The sequence below is a fragment of the Pseudomonas sp. GW821-FHT09D08 genome (assembly GCF_059416305.1).
In genome coordinates, this window is the sequence record NZ_JBWKOX010000015.1 from 117078 (window position 1) to 137152 (window position 20075).

The 20075-nt window shown below is 61.5% G+C and carries 23 protein-coding genes; 12 read left to right on the forward strand and 11 right to left on the reverse strand.

Annotated features, from left to right (window positions below; translation table 11 throughout):
• Window positions 1–59 precede the first annotated feature (59 nt).
• Both AC07OP_RS22525 and AC07OP_RS22530 read right to left on the reverse strand, forming a co-directional pair.
• A complete protein-coding gene (locus tag AC07OP_RS22525) occupies window positions 60–1136 on the reverse strand; it encodes a 3-deoxy-7-phosphoheptulonate synthase (RefSeq protein ID WP_495101271.1) in 1077 nt (358 codons plus the stop codon).
• A gap of 130 nt (window positions 1137–1266) precedes the next feature.
• Complete coding sequence (locus AC07OP_RS22530) at window positions 1267–1701, reverse strand: PilZ domain-containing protein (RefSeq protein ID WP_065924429.1); 435 nt, start codon at window positions 1699–1701, stop codon at window positions 1267–1269.
• On the opposite strand from AC07OP_RS22530, the gene AC07OP_RS22535 reads away from it, so the two are divergent.
• The 5 genes from AC07OP_RS22535 (at window position 1700) to cysB (ending at window position 5602) form a co-directional block, all read left to right on the forward strand.
• Entirely contained in the window at window positions 1700–2086 is a 387-nt protein-coding gene (locus tag AC07OP_RS22535; RefSeq protein WP_027606979.1) for a thioredoxin family protein, read from the forward strand. The two genes, AC07OP_RS22530 and AC07OP_RS22535, sit on opposite strands and share 2 nt — an antisense overlap.
• A complete protein-coding gene (locus tag AC07OP_RS22540; RefSeq protein ID WP_495101272.1) occupies window positions 2083–3036 on the forward strand; it encodes a putative 2-dehydropantoate 2-reductase in 954 nt (317 codons plus the stop codon). The genes AC07OP_RS22535 and AC07OP_RS22540 overlap by 4 nt, the downstream gene beginning before the upstream one ends.
• 15 nt (window positions 3037–3051) lie before the next feature.
• Window positions 3052–3969, forward strand: coding sequence for a 5'-nucleotidase (locus AC07OP_RS22545; RefSeq protein ID WP_027606981.1), 918 nt, complete (start codon window positions 3052–3054; stop codon window positions 3967–3969).
• A gap of 53 nt (window positions 3970–4022) precedes the next feature.
• The gene (locus AC07OP_RS22550) at window positions 4023–4523 is read left to right on the forward strand and encodes a universal stress protein (protein WP_027606982.1); all 501 of its coding nucleotides are present in this window, start codon (window positions 4023–4025) and stop codon (window positions 4521–4523) included.
• A gap of 104 nt (window positions 4524–4627) precedes the next feature.
• On the forward strand, window positions 4628–5602 hold the full coding sequence (cysB, locus tag AC07OP_RS22555) for an HTH-type transcriptional regulator CysB (protein WP_003189876.1): 975 nt from the start codon (window positions 4628–4630) through the stop codon (window positions 5600–5602).
• A gap of 5 nt (window positions 5603–5607) precedes the next feature.
• Here cysB and AC07OP_RS22560 read toward each other — a convergent pair whose 3' ends face one another.
• Both AC07OP_RS22560 and AC07OP_RS22565 read right to left on the reverse strand, forming a co-directional pair.
• A complete protein-coding gene (locus tag AC07OP_RS22560; protein WP_027606983.1) occupies window positions 5608–6090 on the reverse strand; it encodes a GreA/GreB family elongation factor in 483 nt (160 codons plus the stop codon).
• A gap of 5 nt (window positions 6091–6095) precedes the next feature.
• Entirely contained in the window at window positions 6096–6464 is a 369-nt protein-coding gene (locus AC07OP_RS22565) for a hypothetical protein (protein WP_115488068.1), read from the reverse strand.
• Between the two features lie 132 nt (window positions 6465–6596).
• Between AC07OP_RS22565 and earP the strand changes: the two genes are divergently transcribed.
• A complete protein-coding gene (gene earP, locus AC07OP_RS22570) occupies window positions 6597–7730 on the forward strand; it encodes an elongation factor P maturation arginine rhamnosyltransferase EarP (protein WP_495101273.1) in 1134 nt (377 codons plus the stop codon).
• Between the two features lie 48 nt (window positions 7731–7778).
• A complete protein-coding gene (locus tag AC07OP_RS22575) occupies window positions 7779–8351 on the forward strand; it encodes an elongation factor P (RefSeq protein WP_003172723.1) in 573 nt (190 codons plus the stop codon).
• Between the two features lie 63 nt (window positions 8352–8414).
• On the opposite strand, the gene AC07OP_RS22580 is transcribed toward AC07OP_RS22575, so the two are convergent.
• The 4 genes from AC07OP_RS22580 to AC07OP_RS22595 all read right to left on the reverse strand — a co-directional run bounded on the left by AC07OP_RS22580 (window position 8415) and on the right by AC07OP_RS22595 (window position 11598).
• On the reverse strand, window positions 8415–9431 hold the full coding sequence (locus AC07OP_RS22580; RefSeq protein WP_495101274.1) for an alpha/beta hydrolase: 1017 nt from the start codon (window positions 9429–9431) through the stop codon (window positions 8415–8417).
• A 27-nt stretch (window positions 9432–9458) separates the two neighbouring features.
• Window positions 9459–9878, reverse strand: a complete 420-nt coding sequence (locus AC07OP_RS22585; RefSeq protein WP_027606987.1) for an organic hydroperoxide resistance protein — start codon at window positions 9876–9878, stop codon at window positions 9459–9461.
• A 237-nt stretch (window positions 9879–10115) separates the two neighbouring features.
• On the reverse strand, window positions 10116–10568 hold the full coding sequence (locus AC07OP_RS22590) for a MarR family winged helix-turn-helix transcriptional regulator (protein WP_495101275.1): 453 nt from the start codon (window positions 10566–10568) through the stop codon (window positions 10116–10118).
• 79 nt (window positions 10569–10647) lie between these two features.
• Window positions 10648–11598: a LysR family transcriptional regulator gene (locus tag AC07OP_RS22595; RefSeq protein WP_065924436.1), complete on the reverse strand. Its 951-nt coding sequence runs from the start codon at window positions 11596–11598 to the stop codon at window positions 10648–10650.
• Window positions 11599–11706: 108 nt separating this feature from the next.
• Between AC07OP_RS22595 and AC07OP_RS22600 the strand changes: the two genes are divergently transcribed.
• Window positions 11707–12456, forward strand: coding sequence for a sulfite exporter TauE/SafE family protein (locus AC07OP_RS22600; protein ID WP_495101276.1), 750 nt, complete (start codon window positions 11707–11709; stop codon window positions 12454–12456).
• Here the strand turns inward: AC07OP_RS22600 and AC07OP_RS22605 are convergent.
• A complete protein-coding gene (locus AC07OP_RS22605; RefSeq protein ID WP_043293698.1) occupies window positions 12446–13327 on the reverse strand; it encodes a LysR family transcriptional regulator in 882 nt (293 codons plus the stop codon). The two genes, AC07OP_RS22600 and AC07OP_RS22605, sit on opposite strands and share 11 nt — an antisense overlap.
• Window positions 13328–13397: 70 nt before the next feature.
• On the opposite strand from AC07OP_RS22605, the gene AC07OP_RS22610 reads away from it, so the two are divergent.
• Window positions 13398–13604 (forward strand): DUF1127 domain-containing protein, encoded by a 207-nt coding sequence (locus AC07OP_RS22610; protein ID WP_227451553.1) that lies wholly within the window; start codon window positions 13398–13400, stop codon window positions 13602–13604.
• A gap of 45 nt (window positions 13605–13649) precedes the next feature.
• Complete coding sequence (locus tag AC07OP_RS22615; RefSeq protein WP_495101277.1) at window positions 13650–14870, forward strand: winged helix-turn-helix domain-containing protein; 1221 nt, start codon at window positions 13650–13652, stop codon at window positions 14868–14870.
• A gap of 61 nt (window positions 14871–14931) precedes the next feature.
• Here the strand turns inward: AC07OP_RS22615 and AC07OP_RS22620 are convergent, their stop codons facing one another.
• A complete protein-coding gene (locus AC07OP_RS22620; protein ID WP_027606994.1) occupies window positions 14932–16278 on the reverse strand; it encodes a class II 3-deoxy-7-phosphoheptulonate synthase in 1347 nt (448 codons plus the stop codon).
• A gap of 124 nt (window positions 16279–16402) precedes the next feature.
• Between AC07OP_RS22620 and AC07OP_RS22625 the strand changes: the two genes are divergently transcribed.
• Window positions 16403–17158 carry a spermidine synthase gene (locus AC07OP_RS22625; RefSeq protein ID WP_027606995.1) on the forward strand — a complete coding sequence of 252 codons (756 nt, stop codon included), beginning with the start codon at window positions 16403–16405 and terminating at the stop codon, window positions 17156–17158.
• A 1-nt stretch (window position 17159) separates the two neighbouring features.
• Here the strand turns inward: AC07OP_RS22625 and AC07OP_RS22630 are convergent, their stop codons facing one another.
• Entirely contained in the window at window positions 17160–17951 is a 792-nt protein-coding gene (locus AC07OP_RS22630) for a crotonase/enoyl-CoA hydratase family protein (protein ID WP_065924442.1), read from the reverse strand.
• Between the two features lie 423 nt (window positions 17952–18374).
• On the opposite strand from AC07OP_RS22630, the gene AC07OP_RS22635 reads away from it, so the two are divergent.
• Complete coding sequence (locus AC07OP_RS22635; protein ID WP_027606997.1) at window positions 18375–20048, forward strand: DEAD/DEAH box helicase; 1674 nt, start codon at window positions 18375–18377, stop codon at window positions 20046–20048.
• Window positions 20049–20075 lie beyond the last annotated feature (27 nt).

Below are 20075 nucleotides of genomic sequence, written 5' to 3' on the forward strand. Positions count from 1 at the left end.
GCATGAAAAACGCCGGGCTCAGCCCGGCGTTTTTGTGTGCGCACCCTTCAGATACAGGTTCAGCTGCGTTTGCGTTTCGGCAATACGCCCTTGAGCTTGGCGTGCATGCTGCGCAGGGTGTTCTCGGTGGCGGACCAGTCGATGCAGGCATCGGTGATCGATACCCCGTACTGCAAGTCGGCCAGGTCCTTTGGAATCGCCTGGCAGCCCCAGTTCAGGTGGCTCTCGACCATCAGGCCGATAATCGACTGGTTGCCTTCGAGGATTTGGTTGGCGACGTTTTCCATTACCAGCGGCTGCAGGGCCGGGTCCTTGTTGGAGTTGGCGTGGCTGCAGTCGACCATGATGTTTGGCTTGATCCTGGCCTTGTTCAGCGCCTGCTCGCAGAGCGCCACGCTGACCGAATCATAGTTGGGCTTGCCATTGCCGCCGCGCAACACCACGTGACCGTAGGCATTGCCCTTGGTGGTGACGATGGAGACGCCGCCTTCCTGGTTGATACCCAGGAAACGGTGAGGGCTGGAGACCGATTGCAGCGCGTTGATCGCCACGGTCAGGCCGCCGTCGGTGCCGTTCTTGAAGCCTACGGCCGAAGACAAGCCGGATGCCATTTCGCGGTGGGTCTGCGACTCGGTGGTGCGCGCGCCGATGGCCGACCAGCTGATCAGGTCCTGCAGGTACTGCGGGGAGATCGGGTCGAGGGCTTCGGTGGCGGTGGGCAGGCCCATTTCGGCCAGGTCCAGCAGCAATTTACGACCGATGTGCAAGCCGTCCTGGATCTTGAACGAGTCGTCCAGGTACGGGTCGTTGATCAAGCCTTTCCAGCCCACGGTGGTACGCGGCTTCTCGAAATACACGCGCATCACCAGGTACAAGGTGTCGGACACTTCCGCCGCCAGCACTTTGAGGCGCTCGGCGTATTCGTGGGCAGCCTTGAGGTCGTGGATCGAGCAAGGCCCGATCACGACGAAGAGGCGGTGGTCGGTGCCATCGAGAATGTCACGGATGACTTCGCGGCCTTTGGTGACGGTCTGCAGGGCAGCGTCGCTCAGAGGGATTTCGCGCTTGAGCTGATCGGGTGTGATCAGGGTCTCGTTGGATTCGACGTTTAGGTCATTGATCGGTAAATCAGCCATCGTGTTACTCGCCAGGGTCACGGGTGCCGGCCGCCAGCCATCCCCGTGCGGCGGGCACAGCATGATTTGAATGCAGGGGGGAGGAACCTTAGCGCGTAACACGGGCCCGCGACAATGGGCAAAGCCCGCTTTAATCCAGCGCTGGCCGCACAAACGTCTCGTGGGCGAACTCGCCGGCATGGCGCGCCACCCACTCACGGGCCAGGGCTTCGAGTTGCTGCGGGGTCGGCTCGGCATCTTCGTGCTGGCGGCAGTAGCGCTCTATCCGGCATGCTTGCTCACCCATTCGCGCCCCGAACAACGCATGTTCATCGGTAAACGAAATGCCCACGCGGTAGCCGTTTTCCACCTTGCGACACCACGCCACATACCCCGGATAGCGGGCCGTGGCGCCCAGGGAGGGAATGTGCAGGTCAACGGCCGTGCCCTGGCGCCATGCGCGGGGCCAATTGCAGGCAACGCCGCCCAGGCCGATAGTGTGCAGGCGTTGGCGGGGGATGGCGGGAGAGGGGCGTTGGATTAACTCGACAGCGACATCATCAGGGTGAGGTAAAAAACGACCCATGTACACGGACTCCGAGCACCGTCCAGTTGACGGCGGTGGCAGCAGTATAGTGAAGGAACTGGAATTGACCGACTTGGATATTGACCAGCAATTGCTGGGATTGCCAGGTATTTCGCTGGTGGTGTTCACCAGCGTGGGGTGTTCCAGTTGCCGTTGGGCGCGCCAGCAGTTGCCGGGCTGGCGTTTGCCGGTGGACCGCGTGTGCTGGGTGGATGCCGGGCACAACGGCGGTGCGGTCGAACGCTACCAGATCTTTCATTTGCCGGCGTTGTTCGTGGTGTGCGAGGGTCAGTTCCTCGGGCAAATACAGACACGTCTTACGCTTTCTGACCTGACCGAAACCATTGACCAAGCACTTAGCCGCACTCCGGAGGAACTGCCATGACAGTACAGTCGCCACGTATCGGCATTATCGGCACCGGCGCCATTGGTGGCTTCTATGGAGTGATGCTGGCACGTGCTGGCTTCGACGTGCACTTCCTGCTGCGCAGCGAATATGCAGCGGTCAGCGAGCACGGCCTGCGCGTCAATAGCAGTGTGCATGGCAACCTGCAACTGCGCCCGGTGCAGGCCTACGCCCATGCCGCCGACATGCCGCCGTGCGATTGGTTGCTGGTGGGCACCAAGTCCACCGGCAATGTCGAGCTGGCCCCGACCCTCGCCCAGGTCGCGGCGCCGGACGCCAAGGTGGTGTTGCTGCAAAACGGCCTGGATGTCGAAGACAGTCTGCGTGAACACCTGCCGCCATCCCTGCATCTACTGGGCGGGCTGTGCTACATCGGCGTACACCGCTCCGCGCCTGGCGTCGTCGAGCATCAGGCGCTGGGCCGGGTCAACCTGGGCTACCACAGCGGCACGGCCGCCAACGATGAGGCCCGCCAGAAGGCTATTGTCGAAGCCGGTGCCGCGTTGTTTCATAAGGCCGGCATCGAGTCCCAGGCCATGGCCAATGTGCATCAGGCCCGCTGGCACAAGCTGGTGTGGAACGTGCCTTACAATGGCCTCTCCGTACTGTTGGGAACGGGTACCACGGCAATGATGGCGGACGAATCCAGCCGCGAGCTGATCCAGGCGCTGATGGCCGAAGTGGTGCAGGGCGCCCATGCCTGCGGCCATGAAATCCCCGCCAGTTACGCCGAGCAGATGTTCGCCATGACGGAAACCATGGACGATTACCTGCCCAGCATGTACCACGACCATATACATAAACGCCCGCTGGAACTGGCGGCGATCTATGCGCGACCGCTCGCTGCCGCCAAGGCCGCGGGTTGCGAATTGCCACGAATGCAGGCGCTGTACCAGGCCTTGAGCTTTATTGATCGGCATAACCGCTGATTCGGGGGACGTACCATGGCAAAGGGATTGGGCGACAAACTGGTGCTGGCGATTTCCTCGCGGGCCCTGTTCGACCTGAGCGACAGCCATAAGGTCTACCTGGCCCAAGGGGTGGAGGCCTACCGTAAATACCAGATCGAACACGAGGAAGAGATCCTCGAGCCCGGTGACGCCTTTCCGCTGGTCAAGAAGCTGCTGAGCCTCAATGCGAGCCTGGGGCGTGCTCGGGTCGAGGTGGTGCTGGTGTCGCGCAACAGTGCCGACACCGGCTTGCGCGTGTTCAATTCCATCCAGCATTACGGCCTGGATATTTCCCGCGCAGCCTTTGTCGGTGGGCGTAGTCCTTATCCTTATTTGGCGGCGTTTGGCTGTCATCTGTTTCTTTCCACCCATGCTGAAGATGTACGCAGCGCCCTCGATGCCGGCTTTGCCGCCGCGACGATTCTGTCGGGCGGTCCGCGCCGGGCGTCCAGCGAAGAGCTGCGGATCGCCTTCGACGGTGACGCGGTGCTGTTCTCCGATGAGTCGGAGCGCGTGTACCAGGCCGGTGGGCTGGAGGCGTTCCAGGCCAGCGAGCGCGAGTCGGCACGCCAGCCTTTGCACGGTGGCCCGTTCAAGGGTTTCCTGGCGGCACTCAACTTGTTGCAACGCGAGTTTCCTGACGAGGCCTGTCCGATCCGCACAGCCTTGGTCACCGCCCGTTCGGCGCCTTCCCACGAGCGGGTGATTCGGACCTTGCGTGAGTGGGACATCCGCCTGGACGAGTCACTGTTTCTCGGCGGCCTGGAAAAGTCCGCCTTCCTGGAGGCGTTTGCCGCGGATGTGTTTTTCGATGACCAGGCTGGTCACTGCGAGAAAGCCAGGGAGGTGGTGGCTACCGGACATGTGCCCCATGGCATCAGTAACGAGGTGAGGATTCAGGCCGAGACCTAGGCGCGCTGCTAAGCTCATTCAATCTCCTCCATCCTGGCCGTCCGGGAGGTTTTATGATTCGTTCGATGCTGTACGCCACGGACCTCGGTCTGTACGCGCCGTATGTGATGCAACACGCACTGGCGCTGGCACGAACGTTCAAGGCTGACCTGGATGTGATTCATGTGGTCGAGCCCATCGGGTTGTTCGCCGAATCGGTGTTGCAGAGCTACCTTGATGAGAAGGCCTTGAGTGAATGGCAGAGCCAGGGGCTGAGCACTGTCATGGCGACCATCGAGCAACGGGTGCTGGACAGTTTTCGCGAAGAATTGGGGGATGAGGGCCAGGACCTTGAACTGATTCGCTCGGTACGGGTGATCCAGGGCGACCCGTGCGAAGTGATACTCGAGCAGTTGCGCAAATTGTCCGTCGACCTGTTGATCGTCGGCAGCCACAGCCATGCCACGGCGGCCGCCACACCGCTTGGGCGCACCGCTGCACGGGTGCTGCAGTTGTCTAGCGTGCCGGTTTACCTGGTGCCTGCGTTACAGCGTCGACGCAGTGATGACGTGTGACGGGTAAAAAACGATAAAAAGTTCTAGATTTATCCGTCAAACCTTTAATATAGTTATATACCGTCGCTGATACCTGTGGCGTCTATCTGCTTTGAGGGACACATATGAAGCTTCAACAACTGCGCTACATCTGGGAAGTGGCGCACCACGACCTCAACGTTTCCGCTACCGCTCAAAGCCTTTACACCTCCCAACCCGGTATCAGCAAGCAGATCCGCCTGCTCGAAGACGAGCTGGGCGTCGAAGTGTTCGCACGCAGCGGCAAGCACCTCACCCGTGTCACCCCGGCCGGTGAACGCATCATCACCACCGCCGGCGAGATCCTGCGCAAAGTCGAGAGCATCAAGCAGATCGCCCAAGAGTTCTCCAACGAGAAGAAAGGCACCTTGTCGATTGCCACGACCCACACCCAGGCGCGTTACGCATTGCCGCCGGTGATCCGCGATTTCATCAAGCAATACCCGGACGTGGCGCTGCACATGCATCAAGGCTCGCCGATGCAGATCGCCGAGATGGCCGCCGACGGCACCGTCGACTTCGCCATCGCCACCGAAGCCCTGGAGCTGTTCGGTGACCTGGTGATGATGCCGTGCTACCGCTGGAACCGTTGCGTCGTCGTGCCCCAGGGGCACCCATTGGCCAAGTTGCCGAAGCTGACCCTGGAAGCCCTGGCCGAGTACCCGATCGTCACCTACGTCTTCGGTTTCACCGGCCGCTCCAAGCTCGACGAAGCCTTCAGCCATCGTGGCCTGACGCCGAAAGTGGTGTTCACCGCCGCCGACGCCGACGTCATCAAGACCTATGTGCGCCTGGGCCTGGGCGTGGGCATCGTCGCCAAGATGGCCGTCGATACCAACCTCGATAAAGACCTGGTGGTGCTGGATGCCAGCGAGCTGTTCGAGTCCAGTGTGACCAAGATCGGCTTCCGCCGTGGCACCTTCCTGCGGGGCTTCATGTGCGACTTCATCGAGAAGTTCGCCCCGCACCTGACCCGCGAAGTCATGGCCAAGGCAATCCAGTGCCACAACAAGCAGGAACTGGAAGAGCTGTTCGACGGCGTGGAATTGCCCGTCCATTAAGGGGGTTATTTGGCCTCGGTAACCGTAAAATGTTGCCGGGCGCCTGCTACCAGAATCTCCACCTCATCACCTTCGAACTTGCCCAGCAGGCTTTTGCCCAAGGGTGAACGCGGGGTGATGACGGTCACCGGTTGCCCGACCACGTCCACCTTCAAACCCGCCGCATCCGGTGCCAGGAACAGCCACTGTTGGCGGCCGTTCTCGTCTTCCAGGCCCAGCAATGTGCCGACTTCTATGCCACGTTGATCATCGTACGCACGCAGTGGCAGGTTCTGGCACAGCGCCAGCGCCTGCTTGATTTCCTCGACGCGCCTGGCTTGCCCGGCTGCCAGGTAAGACGCCTCCAGCCCGAGGGTGTCGTATTTGTTTTCGGCGATATTTTCTTCGTGGGTCGCGGTTTCGTAGGCGGTCTGCGCGGCGCGCTGGGCGATGTCGAGGTCGACGGTGAGTTTTTCCAGGATCAGCTGGTGAACAGCGTGTTTATTCATGGTCATCAATCGCAGAATTGCAGGACATTGGCCCGGGTCTTTTCATTCGGTGCGTTCTGGTCCTGCTGTAGCCAGAACTGGCATTTTGGGTTGGACAGGTTGCGTGCGTTATTGCGGGCCTGGTCCAGGGCCTGCTGTTGTTCCTGCTTCTGCAGGTTCTGTTGGTACTGCTCGAACATACGGTTCGGCGGCTCCGGTGCAACCGCCGCAGGTTTGCCCAGTTGCTCAACGGCCTGGGCTACAGGCGCCAGGCTTTGCGGGAACAGATAGCGCGACGCCAGCCAACTGGTCAGCGCAATGGCGATAAATCCCAGCCACAGCCCCAGGGCAATGGCGAGCGTGAGTTTGGGCAGCGACAACGAGCGATCGGACATGATGGCCTCCTGGCAGGCATTAACGGCATGGCGGCGATTGTCGCACAGCCACTGTGCAGAATAATCGCGATCAAGCCTTCTGCATCGGCGCATTTATGCGGACAATCGAGCCTTTGAGCGTTGGAGCCCGGAATGAAAGCCCGCTGGGATATTTTTTGCAGCGTCGTCGATAACTATGGCGACATCGGCGTGACCTGGCGCCTGGCCCGGCAATTGGTGGCGGAGCAGGGGTGCGAGGTGCGCTTGTGGGTCGACGACCTGCGCGCCTTCGAGCGTATGTGCCCCGAGATTGATGTGCGCCTGGACCAGCAATGGCAAGAGGGTGTCGATGTGCGCCATTGGCCGGCCGTGTGGTCGAGCGCACCGGCAGCCGATGTGGTGATCGCCGCCTTCGCCTGCCAGTTGCCGCCTGACTACATGGAAGCCATGGCCGTGCGTGAACGTACGCCGTTGTGGATGAACCTGGATTACCTCAGTGCCGAAGACTGGGTAGTGGGGTGTCATCGGTTGCCCTCGGTGAAGTTCAAGGGCGTGCAGAAGTACTTCTTTTTCCCAGGGTTCCGACCCGGTACGGGCGGGCTGTTACGCGAGGCCGGGTTGCTGGAACAGCGTCAGGCGTTTCAGCAGGATGCCGCTGCACAGCGGCAATTCCTGCAAGGTCTGGGTGTGTTTCCGGCACCGGGTGCGCGGCTGATCTCGTTGTTCGCCTACGAAAACGCCGGGCTGGCCAGTTGGCTGGATGCACTCTCGACCGACGGGCACGCCACTCATCTCTTGGTGCCGGAAGGGCGCATCCTCGGTGATGTGCAGCATTGGCTCGGTGTCGAAGGCCTGGCGGTGGGGGACGTCCATCAGCGCAACGCCCTGACGGTGCAGGTGCTGCCGTTTGTGCGCCAGGAGCAATATGACCGCTTGCTGTGGTGTTGCGACTTCAATGCCGTGCGCGGCGAAGACTCGTTCGTGCGCGCCCAATGGGCCGGGCGGCCGCTGCTGTGGCACATCTATCGCCAGGACGAAGACATCCACCTGGACAAGCTCGACGCCTTCCTGGACCTGTACACCGCCGGCTTGTCACCGGCCGCAAAGATCGCCTTGGTCGAGCTCTGGCAAGCCTGGAACACTGATGGCGATATGGCACAAGCTTGGAAAATGCTGTTGGAGCACTGGCCAGAGTTGACTCGGCACGCGCAGAGGTGGTGTCTGGAACAAGGCTTGCAGGCCGATCTTGCGACGGCGCTGGTACAGTTTTATGAAAGTTGGATATGATACGCGACCTTGATTTTTGTAATCCCATCCAAATTTCGGATATACGCAATGAAAACTGGTAAAGAACTGAAACCCGGTACAGTGATCCGTCTCGAAAACGACCCTTGGCTGGTTCAGAAAGCTGAGTTCACCAAGTCTGGTCGTAACAGCGCAATCATGAAGACCAAGCTGAAGAACCTGCTGACCGGTTACAAGACCGAGATCGTCTACAGCGCCGATGACAAACTGGACGACGTGATCCTCGACCGCAAGGAAGCGACCCTGTCCTTCATCAGCGGCGACACCTACACGTTCATGGACACCACCGACTACACCATGTACGAGCTGAACGCTGAAGATATCGAAGCCGTTCTGCCGTTCATCGAAGAAGGCATGGAAGACGTCTGCGAAGCTATTTTCTTCGAAGAGCGCCTGGTTTCCGTAGAGCTGCCGACCACTATCGTGCGTAAGGTTGCCTACACCGAAGGTTCCGCTCGCGGTGACACTTCGGGCAAAGTGATGAAGCCTGCCAAGCTGAGCAACGGTACCGAACTGCAAGTTGCCGATTTCATCGAAATCGACGACCTGATCGAGATCGACACCCGCGAAGGTGGTTCGTACAAAGGTCGCGCCAAGAAGTAATTCTGGCCCCGCCGATACGAAAAAGCCCGACCTAGCGTCGGGCTTTTTCGTGGGCGCTGCTTTTTACTTCAGGTGCTGCTTCAGCTCGTCGGATGCCTGCAGCAAGGCCGAACGCACCGCTGGTACCTGGCTGACCACATTGAGCAAACCGTAGTCGTGGATCATGCCGTTATAGCGCACGGCCGTCACGGGAACCGCGGCCTGGTCCAGCTTGCGCGCATAGGCTTCGCCTTCGTCACGCAACACATCGGCACCGGCGGTCTGAATCAGCGCGGGCGGCAAGCCCTTGAGCTGATCCGCGGTCGCCCGCAGCGGCGAGGCGTAGATCTCGGCGCGCTGATTGGCGTCGGTGGTGTAGTTGTCCCAGAACCACTTCATCATGTTCCTGGTGAGGAAGTGCCCTTCGGCGTACTGGTTGTAGGAAGCCGTCTCGAAGTTGGCATCGGTCACCGGCCATAACAGCAGTTGGAACTTGATCGCAGGTGTGCCCTTGTCCTTGGCCATCAGGCTGACGACGGCTGCCATATTGCCGCCGACACTATTACCCGCGACCGCCAGGCGTTTGCCGTCGACGTTGATGTCCTTGCCATGCTCGGCGACCCACTTGGTTGCGCCGTAGGCCTGGTTGATCGCCACCGGATAGCGGGCTTCCGGTGAAGGCGTGTAGTTGACGAAGACCGCCACGGCCCCCGAACCCGCCACCAGATCGCGCACCAGGCGCTCGTGAGTCGGGTAATCCCCCAACACCCAGCCGCCGCCGTGGAAGAACATGAACACCGGCAATGTGCCCTTGACCCCGGCTGGCCGCACGATGGTCAGGTCCAGCGGCTGGCCATCGACCTGAATGGTCTTCTGGCTCACGTCCGCCTTGGGCAGGGTCAACTTCACACCGGCCTGGGCACCCGTCAGCACGGCACGGGCTTGCGTGGGCGTCAGTTGTTCCATCGGTTTGCCGGTGCCGGCGTTCAACACATCCAGGAAGGCCTGGGTACTGTGTTCAACGTCGCCATTGGCGGCAAACGCGTGAGTGACGGACAGGGCGAGCAGGCTGCCGGTCAGCACGTTGGCAAATGTGTTCATGTTCTTCTCCAGTGACAGCGGCAGTGGTTAGACGGTTACGTGCAGGCGCACATCGACGTTGCCACGGGTGGCGTTGGAGTACGGGCAGACTTGGTGCGCGGCGTCGACCAGGCTTTGCGCATCGTCCTCGGCCAGGCCTGGCAGGCTGACGTGCAGGTCGATATCCAGGCCGAAACCGCCAGGGATCTGGCCGATGCCGACGTGGGCAGTGATCGAGGCATCATCCGGGATTTTGCGTTTGGTCTGGCTGGCGACGAATTTCAGGGCGCCGATAAAGCAGGCCGAGTAACCGGCAGCAAACAGTTGTTCCGGGTTGGTGGCCTGGCCGCCGGCGCCGCCCAATTCCTTGGGGGTGGAGAGTTTGACGTCGAGGATGTTGTCGCTGGAAACAGCGCGACCATCACGGCCGCCGGTGGCGGTGGCTACTGCGGTATAGAGCGTTTGCATGGTGTCGTCCTCTTTGTTTTTAGCGCTAAAGTTTTGCGCGCTAAGTAGTTGGTGAGGCAAATGTATAGCGCTAATGTTTAGTGCGCAAGATAAATGTATAAATATTTTTTCAGTCGCTGCAAACCAGTGTGGGAGGAGGCTTGCTCCCGATAGCGGTGTTTCAGTCAAAAGATTCGTCGACTGATAAACCGTCATCGGGAGCAAGCCCACTCCCACAGGTTGAGTGTTTTGCCGTGTTCAGATCGCGTTCTGCAGGTTGCCCCGCAACGCAAGCAAGTCAGCCTGCAGCTTGCGCAATTGGTCCAGATCCAAACCGCTGGCGCCGAGAATGCACTGTGGAATGCCCATGGCGTTTTCCTGCAAGGCGCGCCCGTCGCCGGTCAGTTCCACCACCACCACGCGCTCATCTTCACGGCTGCGGGTGCGGCTGAGCAGGCCTTCGGCTTCCAGGCGCTTGAGCAGTGGCGTCAGGGAGCCCGGGTCGGTCAGCAGGCGGCTGCTGATTTCACCGACGGTCAAACCATCTTCTTCCCACAGCACCATCATGGCCAGATACTGCGGGTACGTCAGGCCGAGGGCTTGCAGCAGCGGTTTGTAGACCTTGGTCATCAGCAGCGACGTGGAGTGCAGGGCGAAACACAGTTGGTTGTCCAGCAACAGGGATTCGCACGGGGCGGGATTTTTGCTCATGGTGGTGCCTCAAAAAAGCGTGTCTGCCTGGAATCTAGCGGGCAAATCTTTAATGCGCCAGATAATTCTGTCCGGATGGTCAGACCAGTCCGCTTTGCAGTGCCAGATCCCAAGGCGGCACGGGGCTGAATCGGGACTTGAGGTATTCCAGCAGCAACCGGCTGCGCGCATTGGGCTGCTGTTCCAGGCGCAGTGCATAGATCCCGGTGGTCTCCGGGTTAGGCAGGCCGTCTTGGCAAAACAGTGGCAGTAACTCGCCGCGCACCAGGTACTCACTGGCCAGCCAGGTGGGGAGGTGGGCGATCCCCAGCCCGGCGAGAGCGCCCGATAGCAGCGCTTCAGCGTTGTTGGCGCTCATGCGGATGCGCCGCGGGCGATGCGTTGCACGTCGCCCGTCCAACTCGAAGCGCCACGCGAACATCGGCGCCAGGCCGTCCCAGTCCAGGCCGTCATGCTCGCTCAATTCGCGAGGGTGGGCCGGGGTGCCACGGCTTTTCAGGTAGGCCGGACTGGCGCAGGCGATGCGCACGATACTGGCCAGGGGCGTGGCGATCAGCCGGGTATCGACGATATGCCCGGCGCGCAGCACCAGGTCGACCTTGCCCAAGTGCGCGCCCTGCATATCGACAAAGCTGTCGATCAGATGCAGGTGCACATCCAGCCCCGGGTACACATTCAGGAAGTCGGCGATCACGGGCGCCAGATGCCGTCGCCCAAACGCTGCCGGTGCGTCCACACGGATCAAGCCCTCGGGTGCATGGCTCAAGGAGACTGCTTCCGCCCGCGCCAGTTGCAGCTCGCTGACAATCCGTCGTGCCCGCTCGGCGAAGGCCAGGCCCGCCGGGGTCGGCACCACCGCGTGAGTGCTGCGCTGGAACAGGCGGCTGCCCACGGAGCTTTCCAGGCTGTCGATGCGCCGCGCCACCGCCGAGGGCGTCAGCGGATGGCGACGGGCTGCGGCGGAAAAGCTGCCGGTTTCCAGTACATCGAGAAACAGGCTCAGTTGATCGGTCAGCGTGTTGGGATTCATCGATGCGCGCTTATGCGAGATTGGCATAGCCATTGTGCGTTGCTGTGCGTTTCCACGCCAGAGTCGACTGCGTAGCATGCAGGGCCTGGGAATGTGGAGTAGCGAGCGGTGTTGGATTTAGCGGTGTATCTGGTATTGGGCGTGGCCCTCGGCACGGTGGGTGGCCTGTTTGGTATTGGCGGTGGGCTGATTGCGATCCCGGTACTCGGCGTATGGTTCGGCCTGGACCAACAACTTGCCCAAGGCACGGCGCTGGTGATGGTGGTGCCCAACGTGATGCTGGCCCTGTGGCGTTACCACCAGCGCAATCGCATCGAACTGCGCCACGCCCTGCCGTTGGGCATCATGGGCTTCAGCTTTGCCTGGCTCGGCTCGATCTGGGCCGTGGGGCTGGACGCAGGCGCCATGCGTATCGGATTTATCGTGTTCCTGCTGACGCTTTCGGCTTACAACCTGCTGCGCATGTTCACACGCAATGCACCGCCGACGGCACACATGCGTTATTCCTGGCCCTGGCTTGGCGTATTGGGCGCGGCGTCCGGTTCCATGGGCGGTTTGTTTGGGGTGGGTGGCGCGGTGGTGGCCACGCCGATACTGACCAGTGTGTTCGGCACCACCCAGGTGGTCGCCCAGGGCTTGTCCCTGGCCTTGGCCCTGCCCAGCACCGGCGTGACCCTGGTCACCTATGCCTGGCACCACGAAGTGGACTGGCTGATCGGCATCCCCCTGGCCGTCGGTGGCCTGCTCAGTATCAGTTGGGGCGTGAAAGTCGCCCACGCCCTGCCGGAAAGGCTGTTGCGCGGCCTGTTCTGCGGCTTCCTGGTGCTGTGTGCGGTCATGCTGACCTTTAAAGTCTGAAGCCTTCGAGGATGTACTCGGCCAGGCAATCGGTGATCGGTGAGGCCATCAGGGGGTTACGCAGCAAACGCAGGTTCATTGACGGCAAGGGCGGTAGCCCTTCCTCGCTGCCGAGTATGCGCAGGTCTGCAGTCACCAGGCTTTCCATGCTGACCATGGCCGCCAAGCCCGCGCTGACGACTGCCTGGATCGCCGCCCCATTGGTGCTGTGATAGGCGAGGCGATAACTGCGCTCGACCGAATCCAGTGCCCCCAGGGCCCACTGGGTGTAAAGGCAGTCAGCACCGGAAATCGCCAGGGGCAGGGCGTCGTGCTCGTCTACGCAAAAGCACGGTGCTGCGGCCCATACCATGCGTTCGGAACGCAACAGTTCCCCGACATCATTCCCGGGCTCTCGGCTGATCACGGTCAGGGCCAGGTCCCGGCGCTGCATCAGCACCGTGGACGCCTCGCAGTGCATCTCAATCTGGATCAGCGGGTACGCCTTGGAAAACCGCTGGAGAATCCCCGGCAGGAAGCGCATCACGTAGTCATCCGGTGTACCGATGCGTACCAGCCCCACCATATGCGGCTCGCGCAGGGTGTTGAACACTTCGCTGTGCAATTTCAGGATGCGCCGCGCATAGCCCAGCAGCACTTGGCCCTCGGGGGTAAGCCGCACTTGCCGGCCATCGCGCTCGAACAATTTGCGCTGCAGCACGTCTTCTTCCAGGCGCTTCATCTGCATGCTCACCGCCGATTGGGTGCGGTTGACCCGTTCACCGGCGCGGGTGAAACCGCCCTGGTCGGCGATGGCGACGAAAGTACGCAGTACCTCAGTGTCGATGCTCGGGTAGTCGGACAATTGATCAATCTCCGAGATGTATTGCATAAGAAACATTCGTTGGATTGATCTTAAGGCCAGGCACACACTCGCGTCATCCCCATTGGAGGGCGAGAAGATGAAAGGTCAAAGAGGCTTTGTGTTGATGGCAAAACGTCCGTTTTCCGGGCTGTTTAACAGGATTGCCCGTTGGCAGGCGCTGCATGGGGAGCGTCAGGTCCTGGCCAGCTTGAGCGATGATGCGCTCAAGGACATCGGGCTCAATCGCGGCGACGTTGAGCAGGATCGCCATCTGCATTTCTGGCAAGACCCGCTGCGAAAATGACCCCGGATGCAGTAGGGTGGTTGGCGAGCCCACATGGAGATCCTCATGGCCGCCGACCTGTCTTTTTCCCTCAAGCACGCTCGGCGCATGGCGCTGGCGGCCCAGGGATTTTCCGGGCGCCAGGCGCCCGTACTGATAAAAGCTGCGCACATCAACCGCGTGATCGAGCGCTTGGGCGTGTTGCAGATTGACTCGGTCAATGCGCTGGTGCGCTCTCATTACTTGCCGCTGTTTTCCCGCCTGGGCGGTTACTCGCCGTTGATGCTTGAACAGGCGGCCTGGAGCCAGGGCCGGCGGCGTTCGCTGTTTGAGTATTGGGGGCACGAGGCCTCGTTGCTGCCGATGGCGTTGTATCCCTTGATGCGTTGGCGTATGGAGCGGGCGCAGCAGGGACGGGGCATCTATTCGCAGATGGCGCGCTTCGGTCGTGAGCAACAGGCCACGATCCAGCGCGTTTTGCAGACTGTCGAACAGCAGGGCGCGCTGGGCGCGGGCAGTTTGTCGACCCGCGAAGAGCGAGCCGGACCCTGGTGGGACTGGAGCGATGAAAAGCATGCGCTGGAGTGGTTGTTCGCCGCCGGCCTGGTGACCGTTGCCGGCAGGCGTGGTTTCGAGCGGCTCTATGACTTGCCCGAGCGCGTCATCCCTGGCGATATCCTCCAGCAGACGCCGTTGACCGAGGCCGAGGCCCAGCGTGGCCTGTTGCTGCACAGCGCCACCGCCTTGGGTGTAGGCACCGAAAAAGACCTGCGCGACTACTTCCGCCTTGACCCCGCCGACAGTCGCAGTCGCCTGGCGGAGTTGGTCGAGGACGGGCAATTGCAGGTGTGCCAGGTGCAAGGCTGGAAGCAGGCAGCATACTGCCTGCCCGAGCCCAAAGTGCCACGCAAGGTGTCGGCCAGCGCACTGCTGTCGCCCTTCGACTCGCTGGTCTGGGAGCGCAGCCGCACCGAGCGCCTGTTCGATTTCCGCTACCGCCTGGAGATCTACACCCCGCAACACAAACGGGTGTACGGCTACTACGTGCTGCCGTTTTTGCACAACGAGCGCATCGCTGCACGTATCGACCTGCGGGCCGAGCGCGCCAACGGGCGCCTGGCCGTGCATGGGGTGCACGAAGAGGAGCCGGGGCTGGATGATGAGGGGATGCAGGCGCTGGCCCTGAACCTGCGGCAAATGGCCGACTGGCTGGGGCTGGAACAGGTGCAGCTCAATTGCCAGCGGCCGAGTGCCGACCGGTTGCGGTTAGCCATGCTGCGCGTGTAGGAGGAAGGTACTTTCGTGGCGAGCGGGCTTGTCACTACAAGCCCTATTTTCCAAACGTCTGCTAGCGTTTGACCTGCTTCAACGTCTCGGCAATCAGGAATGCCAACTCCAGCGACTGATCGGCGTTCATCCTTGGGTCGCAGTGGGTGTGGTAACGGTCCGACAAGCCATCTTCGGTGATCGGCCGCGCGCCGCCGATGCACTCGGTGACGTTCTGCCCGGTCATCTCGATATGAATCCCGCCGGCATACGTGCCCTCGGCCTGGTGCACCTGGAAGAACTCCTTGACCTCGCCGAGGATCTGCGCAAAGTCGCGGGTCTTGTAGCCGCTGCTGGCCTTGATGGTGTTGCCGTGCATCGGGTCGGAGCTCCACAGCACCTGCTTGCCTTCGCGCTGCACCGCGCGAATCAGCTTGGGCAGGTGGTCGCCGACTTTGCCTGCGCCCATGCGCGCGATCAGGTTGAGGCGGCCGGGGTCGTTGTCGGGGTTGAGGATGTCGATCAGGCGGATCAGGTCATCGGGGTTCATGCTCGGGCCGACCTTCACGCCGATCGGGTTGTTCACCCCGCGCAGGAATTCGACATGGGCGCCATCCAACTGACGGGTGCGGTCGCCGATCCACAGCATGTGGGCCGAGCAGTCGTAGTAGTCGTTGGTCAGACTGTCGCGGCGCACGAAGGCTTGTTCGTAGTTGAGCAGCAGCGCTTCATGGGCTGTGAAAAAGCTGGTTTCGCGCAACTGTGGCGAGCTGTCCATGCCGCAGGCGCGCATGAAGGCCAGGGTTTCGTCGATGCGGTCGGCCAACTGGCTGTATTTTTCCGCCAGGGCGGAGTTGGCGATAAAGTCCAGGTTCCACTTGTGCACCTGGTGCAGGTCGGCAAAACCGCCCTGGGCAAAGGCGCGCAGCAGGTTGAGGGTGGCGGTGGACTGGTGGTAGGACTGCAGCAGGCGGTCCGGGTCCGGCACACGGCTTTTTTCGTCGAAACCGATGCCGTTGACGATGTCGCCACGGTAGGCGGGCAGGGTGATGCCGTCGAGGGTTTCATCGTTGGCCGAGCGCGGCTTGGCGAACTGGCCGGCCATGCGCCCGACTTTCACCACCGGGCAGCCGGCGGCGAAGGTCATCACGATTGCCATCTGTAGCAGCACCTTGAAGGTGTCGCGGATTTTTGCGGCGGAGAACTCGGCAAAGCTCTCGGCGCAGTCGCCACCTTGCAGCAGGAACGCGCGACCCTGGGTCACCTCGGCAAACTGACGGCGCAACTCGCGGGCTTCCCCGGCAAACACCAGCGGCGGATAGCTGGCCAGGCTCTGCTCCACTTGCAACAAGTGCGCGGCGTCCGGGTACTGGGGTTGTTGCTGGATTGGCAGGGCGCGCCAGCTGTCGGGGCTCCAGGGTTGGCTCATCATGAACTCGATTGGGTGGTTGACGGTCGGGCGCCAATGTTATCAGCAATTAGTGCGTGACCTGTTGCCGCCGGTTGGCCGACAATCGCGCCTTTGCCGTGGGGTAACCCCTTTAGGAGTAGTGATGAGCGAGGAGCGTGTCGAGCGCCTGCTGGCCGAGGTCCATGATGATTTCGGCATGATTCGTGTGCTCGAGGTGGCCGATTACCGGTTTCTCGAGTTTGGCGACGCCATCGAGCAAAGCTGCGTGTTCACCGCTGACCCGAGCTGGCTGGAGTACGACTACACCCGCGCGATGCTGATCGGCGCGTTGTGCCATGAGCAGCCGGAGAGCGCACTGTTCCTCGGCCTGGGAGCTGGCACCTTGACCCAGGCCTGCCTCAAGTTCCTGCCGCTGGAGGATGTCGAAGCCATCGAGCTGCGCCCCGATGTGCCGCGCCTGGCCATCGAATACCTGGGGCTGGATGATGATCCGCGCCTGTATATCCGCATCGGCGACGCCTTGGAACTGTTGGAGAGCGCTGAATCGGCGGACCTGATTTTCGTCGACCTCTACACGGATGTCGGTCCCGGCGTCGGACACCTGGCCTGGACCTTCCTGGAAAACTGCCAGAAGAAACTCAACCCCGGCGGTTGGCTGGTGATCAACCAGTGGGCCACCGACGATGGCAAACCCTTGGGCGCGGCGCTGCTGCGTGGTTTGTACCACCGGCATTATTGGGAACTGCCGGTGAAGGAGGGCAATGTGATCCTGTTGGTGCCTTCGGAGCTGGACCAGGCGCTGGATATGGAGGCGCTTTCTGCTCGGGCTGAGTTGTTGGCGCCGCGTCTGGGTTACTCGTTGCAGGCGTTGATCAAGGCGATTCGTCCGGCTACATAAGCTAGATGCCCTTGAACACCCCCGGCCGCTTCTCGACCATCGCCCGCACGCCTTCCTTGGCATCCTCGCTGTTCAGCAATTTATCCACCATCGGCGGCAGCGCGGCGGCGGCAACGGTTTCGCCTTCCATGTGTGCCAGGCGGGCCGACATCAAGGTGGCCTGGACGCCAAGCGGCGCCTGGCGCGCGATGCGGCTGGCGAGTTCGATGGCGCGGGGCAGCAGGTCTTCACTGGCCATGACTTCCTGCACCAGGCCCAGGCGCAGGGCTTCATGGGCGTCGAACTCATCGCCGGTGAGCAGCCAGCGCATGGCGTTGCCCCAGCCGGCGATCTGATGAAAGCGCAATGTCGCGCCTCCAAACGGAAAAATCCCACGTTGCACTTCCATCTGCGCAAAGCGGGTATTGCTCGCGCACAGGTTGATATCCGCCGCGAGCATCAACTCGATACCGATGGTCAGGCAGTAGCCCTGGGCCGCGACGATCACCGGTTTGCTGACCCTGGGGCCGGCGAAAACGCCCCAGGGATCGCAACCGCCCAGGGGCGGTTGCCAGCCTCCAGCCATCACGGCGCTGACATTGGCCAGGTCCAGGCCGGCGGTGAAGTGGTCACCGTGGGCAAATACTACGGCCACCCGTGCTTCGTCATTTCGATCAAATTCGCCATAAGCCAGGCTCAGTTCATTGAGCAGGTCCAGGTCAAAGGCGTTGCGCTTGGCGACCCGATCCAGTCCCAACAGCAGGACATGGCCCTGGAGTTCACGGCTGACGCGGCTGCTGCTGGCTTGATTCATCGGGTGTGCCCTCGGGCGCAATGTCAGGGTTTCAGACCAAAGGGTCTCGATGCAAGGTGAACCGTTTAAGCGTCATGACCAACAGGGCCGGGCCTTTGAAAAATAGACCCTGCCGCGCTTATCTGCAAAGACTGTGATGCAGCGCGGTTTATCGGCGCCTGGCGATAAAAAAAGCTCCCTTTTTCAGGTATTTCCGGTATAGTGCGCGCCGGCCTTTAACCGGGCCGCGTTTAGGTAGCGCAATTCCCCGAAGTCAGCTTCGGCTGCACGTCCGCACAGCGGACTCTCCCTTGACGAATCTTTTTCATTCATTCGTTTTCGCAAATCCCCGCCGACAAAGCAGCCAGGGCGACTCTTGAGTCTCAACACGGCATGCGCAGCTTTGGAGCATGGGTCTTTGCGGATGCACTTAGAGGCAGACCCATGACCCAGGAAACCGGCGGCTTCGCCGCTTTTAATCTTAACCCGAACATTCTCGCTGCCGTCATCGCGACCGGCTACGAAGAACCTTCGGCGATTCAGCAGCAATCGATCCCGATCATCATGGCCGGCCAGGACATGATTGGCCAGGCGCAAACCGGTACCGGTAAAACCGCCGCGTTCGCCCTGCCTATCCTGCACTGCATCGATCCTGCCAAGCGCGAGCCGCAAGCCCTGATCCTGGCGCCAACGCGTGAGTTGGCGCTGCAAGTAGCAACCGCTTTTGAAACCTACGCCAAGCAAATGCCAGGCGTTACCGTTGTTGCCGTCTACGGCGGCGCGCCGATGGGCCCGCAACTGAAAGCCATCCGTAATGGCGCCCAGATCGTCGTGGCCACCCCGGGCCGTCTGTGCGACCACCTGCGTCGCGACGAGAAAGTCCTGTCGACCGTGAACCACCTGGTTTTGGACGAAGCCGACGAAATGTTGAAGCTGGGCTTCATGGATGACCTGGAAGTCATCTTCAAGGCACTGCCACCGACCCGTCAAACCGTCCTGTTCTCGGCTACCCTGCCACAGTCGATCCGTGCCATTGCCGAACGCCATCTGCGCGATCCGCAACACGTGAAGATCCAGACCAAGACTCAGACCGTTACCGCGATCGAACAGGCTCACCTGTTGGTTCACGCTGACCAGAAGACCTCGGCTGTATTGAGCCTGCTGGAAGTCGAAGACTTCGACGCCCTGATCATGTTCGTGCGTACCAAGCAAGCGACCCTGGACCTGGCCAGTGCCCTGGAAGCCAAAGGCTACAAAGCCGCTGCGCTGAACGGTGACATCGCCCAGAACCAACGTGAGCGCGTGATCGACTCCCTCAAGGATGGCCGTCTGGACATCGTTGTGGCGACCGACGTAGCCGCTCGTGGTCTCGACGTTCCGCGTATCACCCACGTGTTCAACGTTGACATGCCTTACGATCCGGAATCCTACGTTCACCGTATCGGCCGTACCGGCCGTGCCGGTCGCGAAGGTCGTGCACTGCTGCTGGTGACGCCACGTGAGCGCCGCATGCTGCAAGTGATCGAGCGTGTAACCGGTCAGAAAGTTGCCGAAGTACGCCTGCCGGATGCCCAGGCCGTTCTCGATGCCCGCATCAAGAAACTGACCAACAGCCTGTCGCCGCTGGTGGCTGACGCTGAATCGACCCACGGCGACCTGCTGGACCGCCTGACCGCCGATATCGGTTGCACCCCGCGTGCCCTGGCTGCAGCCCTGCTGCGCAAGGCTACCAACGGTCAGGCCCTGACCCTGGCGGCCATCGAGAAAGAGCGCCCACTGGTGCCGAACAACGCGCCACGCGGTGATCGTCCAGAGCGTACCGGCGACCGTCCGGACCGTGGTGATCGTGAGCGTCGCGCTCCGGTTCCATTGGCTGAAGGCCGTGCCCGTTGCCGTACCGCGCTGGGAGCACGTGATGGTATCGCTGCCAAGAACCTGCTGGGCGCTATCCTCAACGAGGGTGGCCTGGCACGTGAAGCCATCGGTCGCATCCAGGTCCGTGACAGCTTCTCCCTGGTGGAGCTGCCGGAAGACGGTCTGGAAAAACTGCTGACCAAGCTGAAAGACACCCGCGTTGCCGGCAAGCAATTGAAGCTGCGTCGCTACCGCGAAGATTGATCCGCCCTTGGGCTGATTGATCGCACA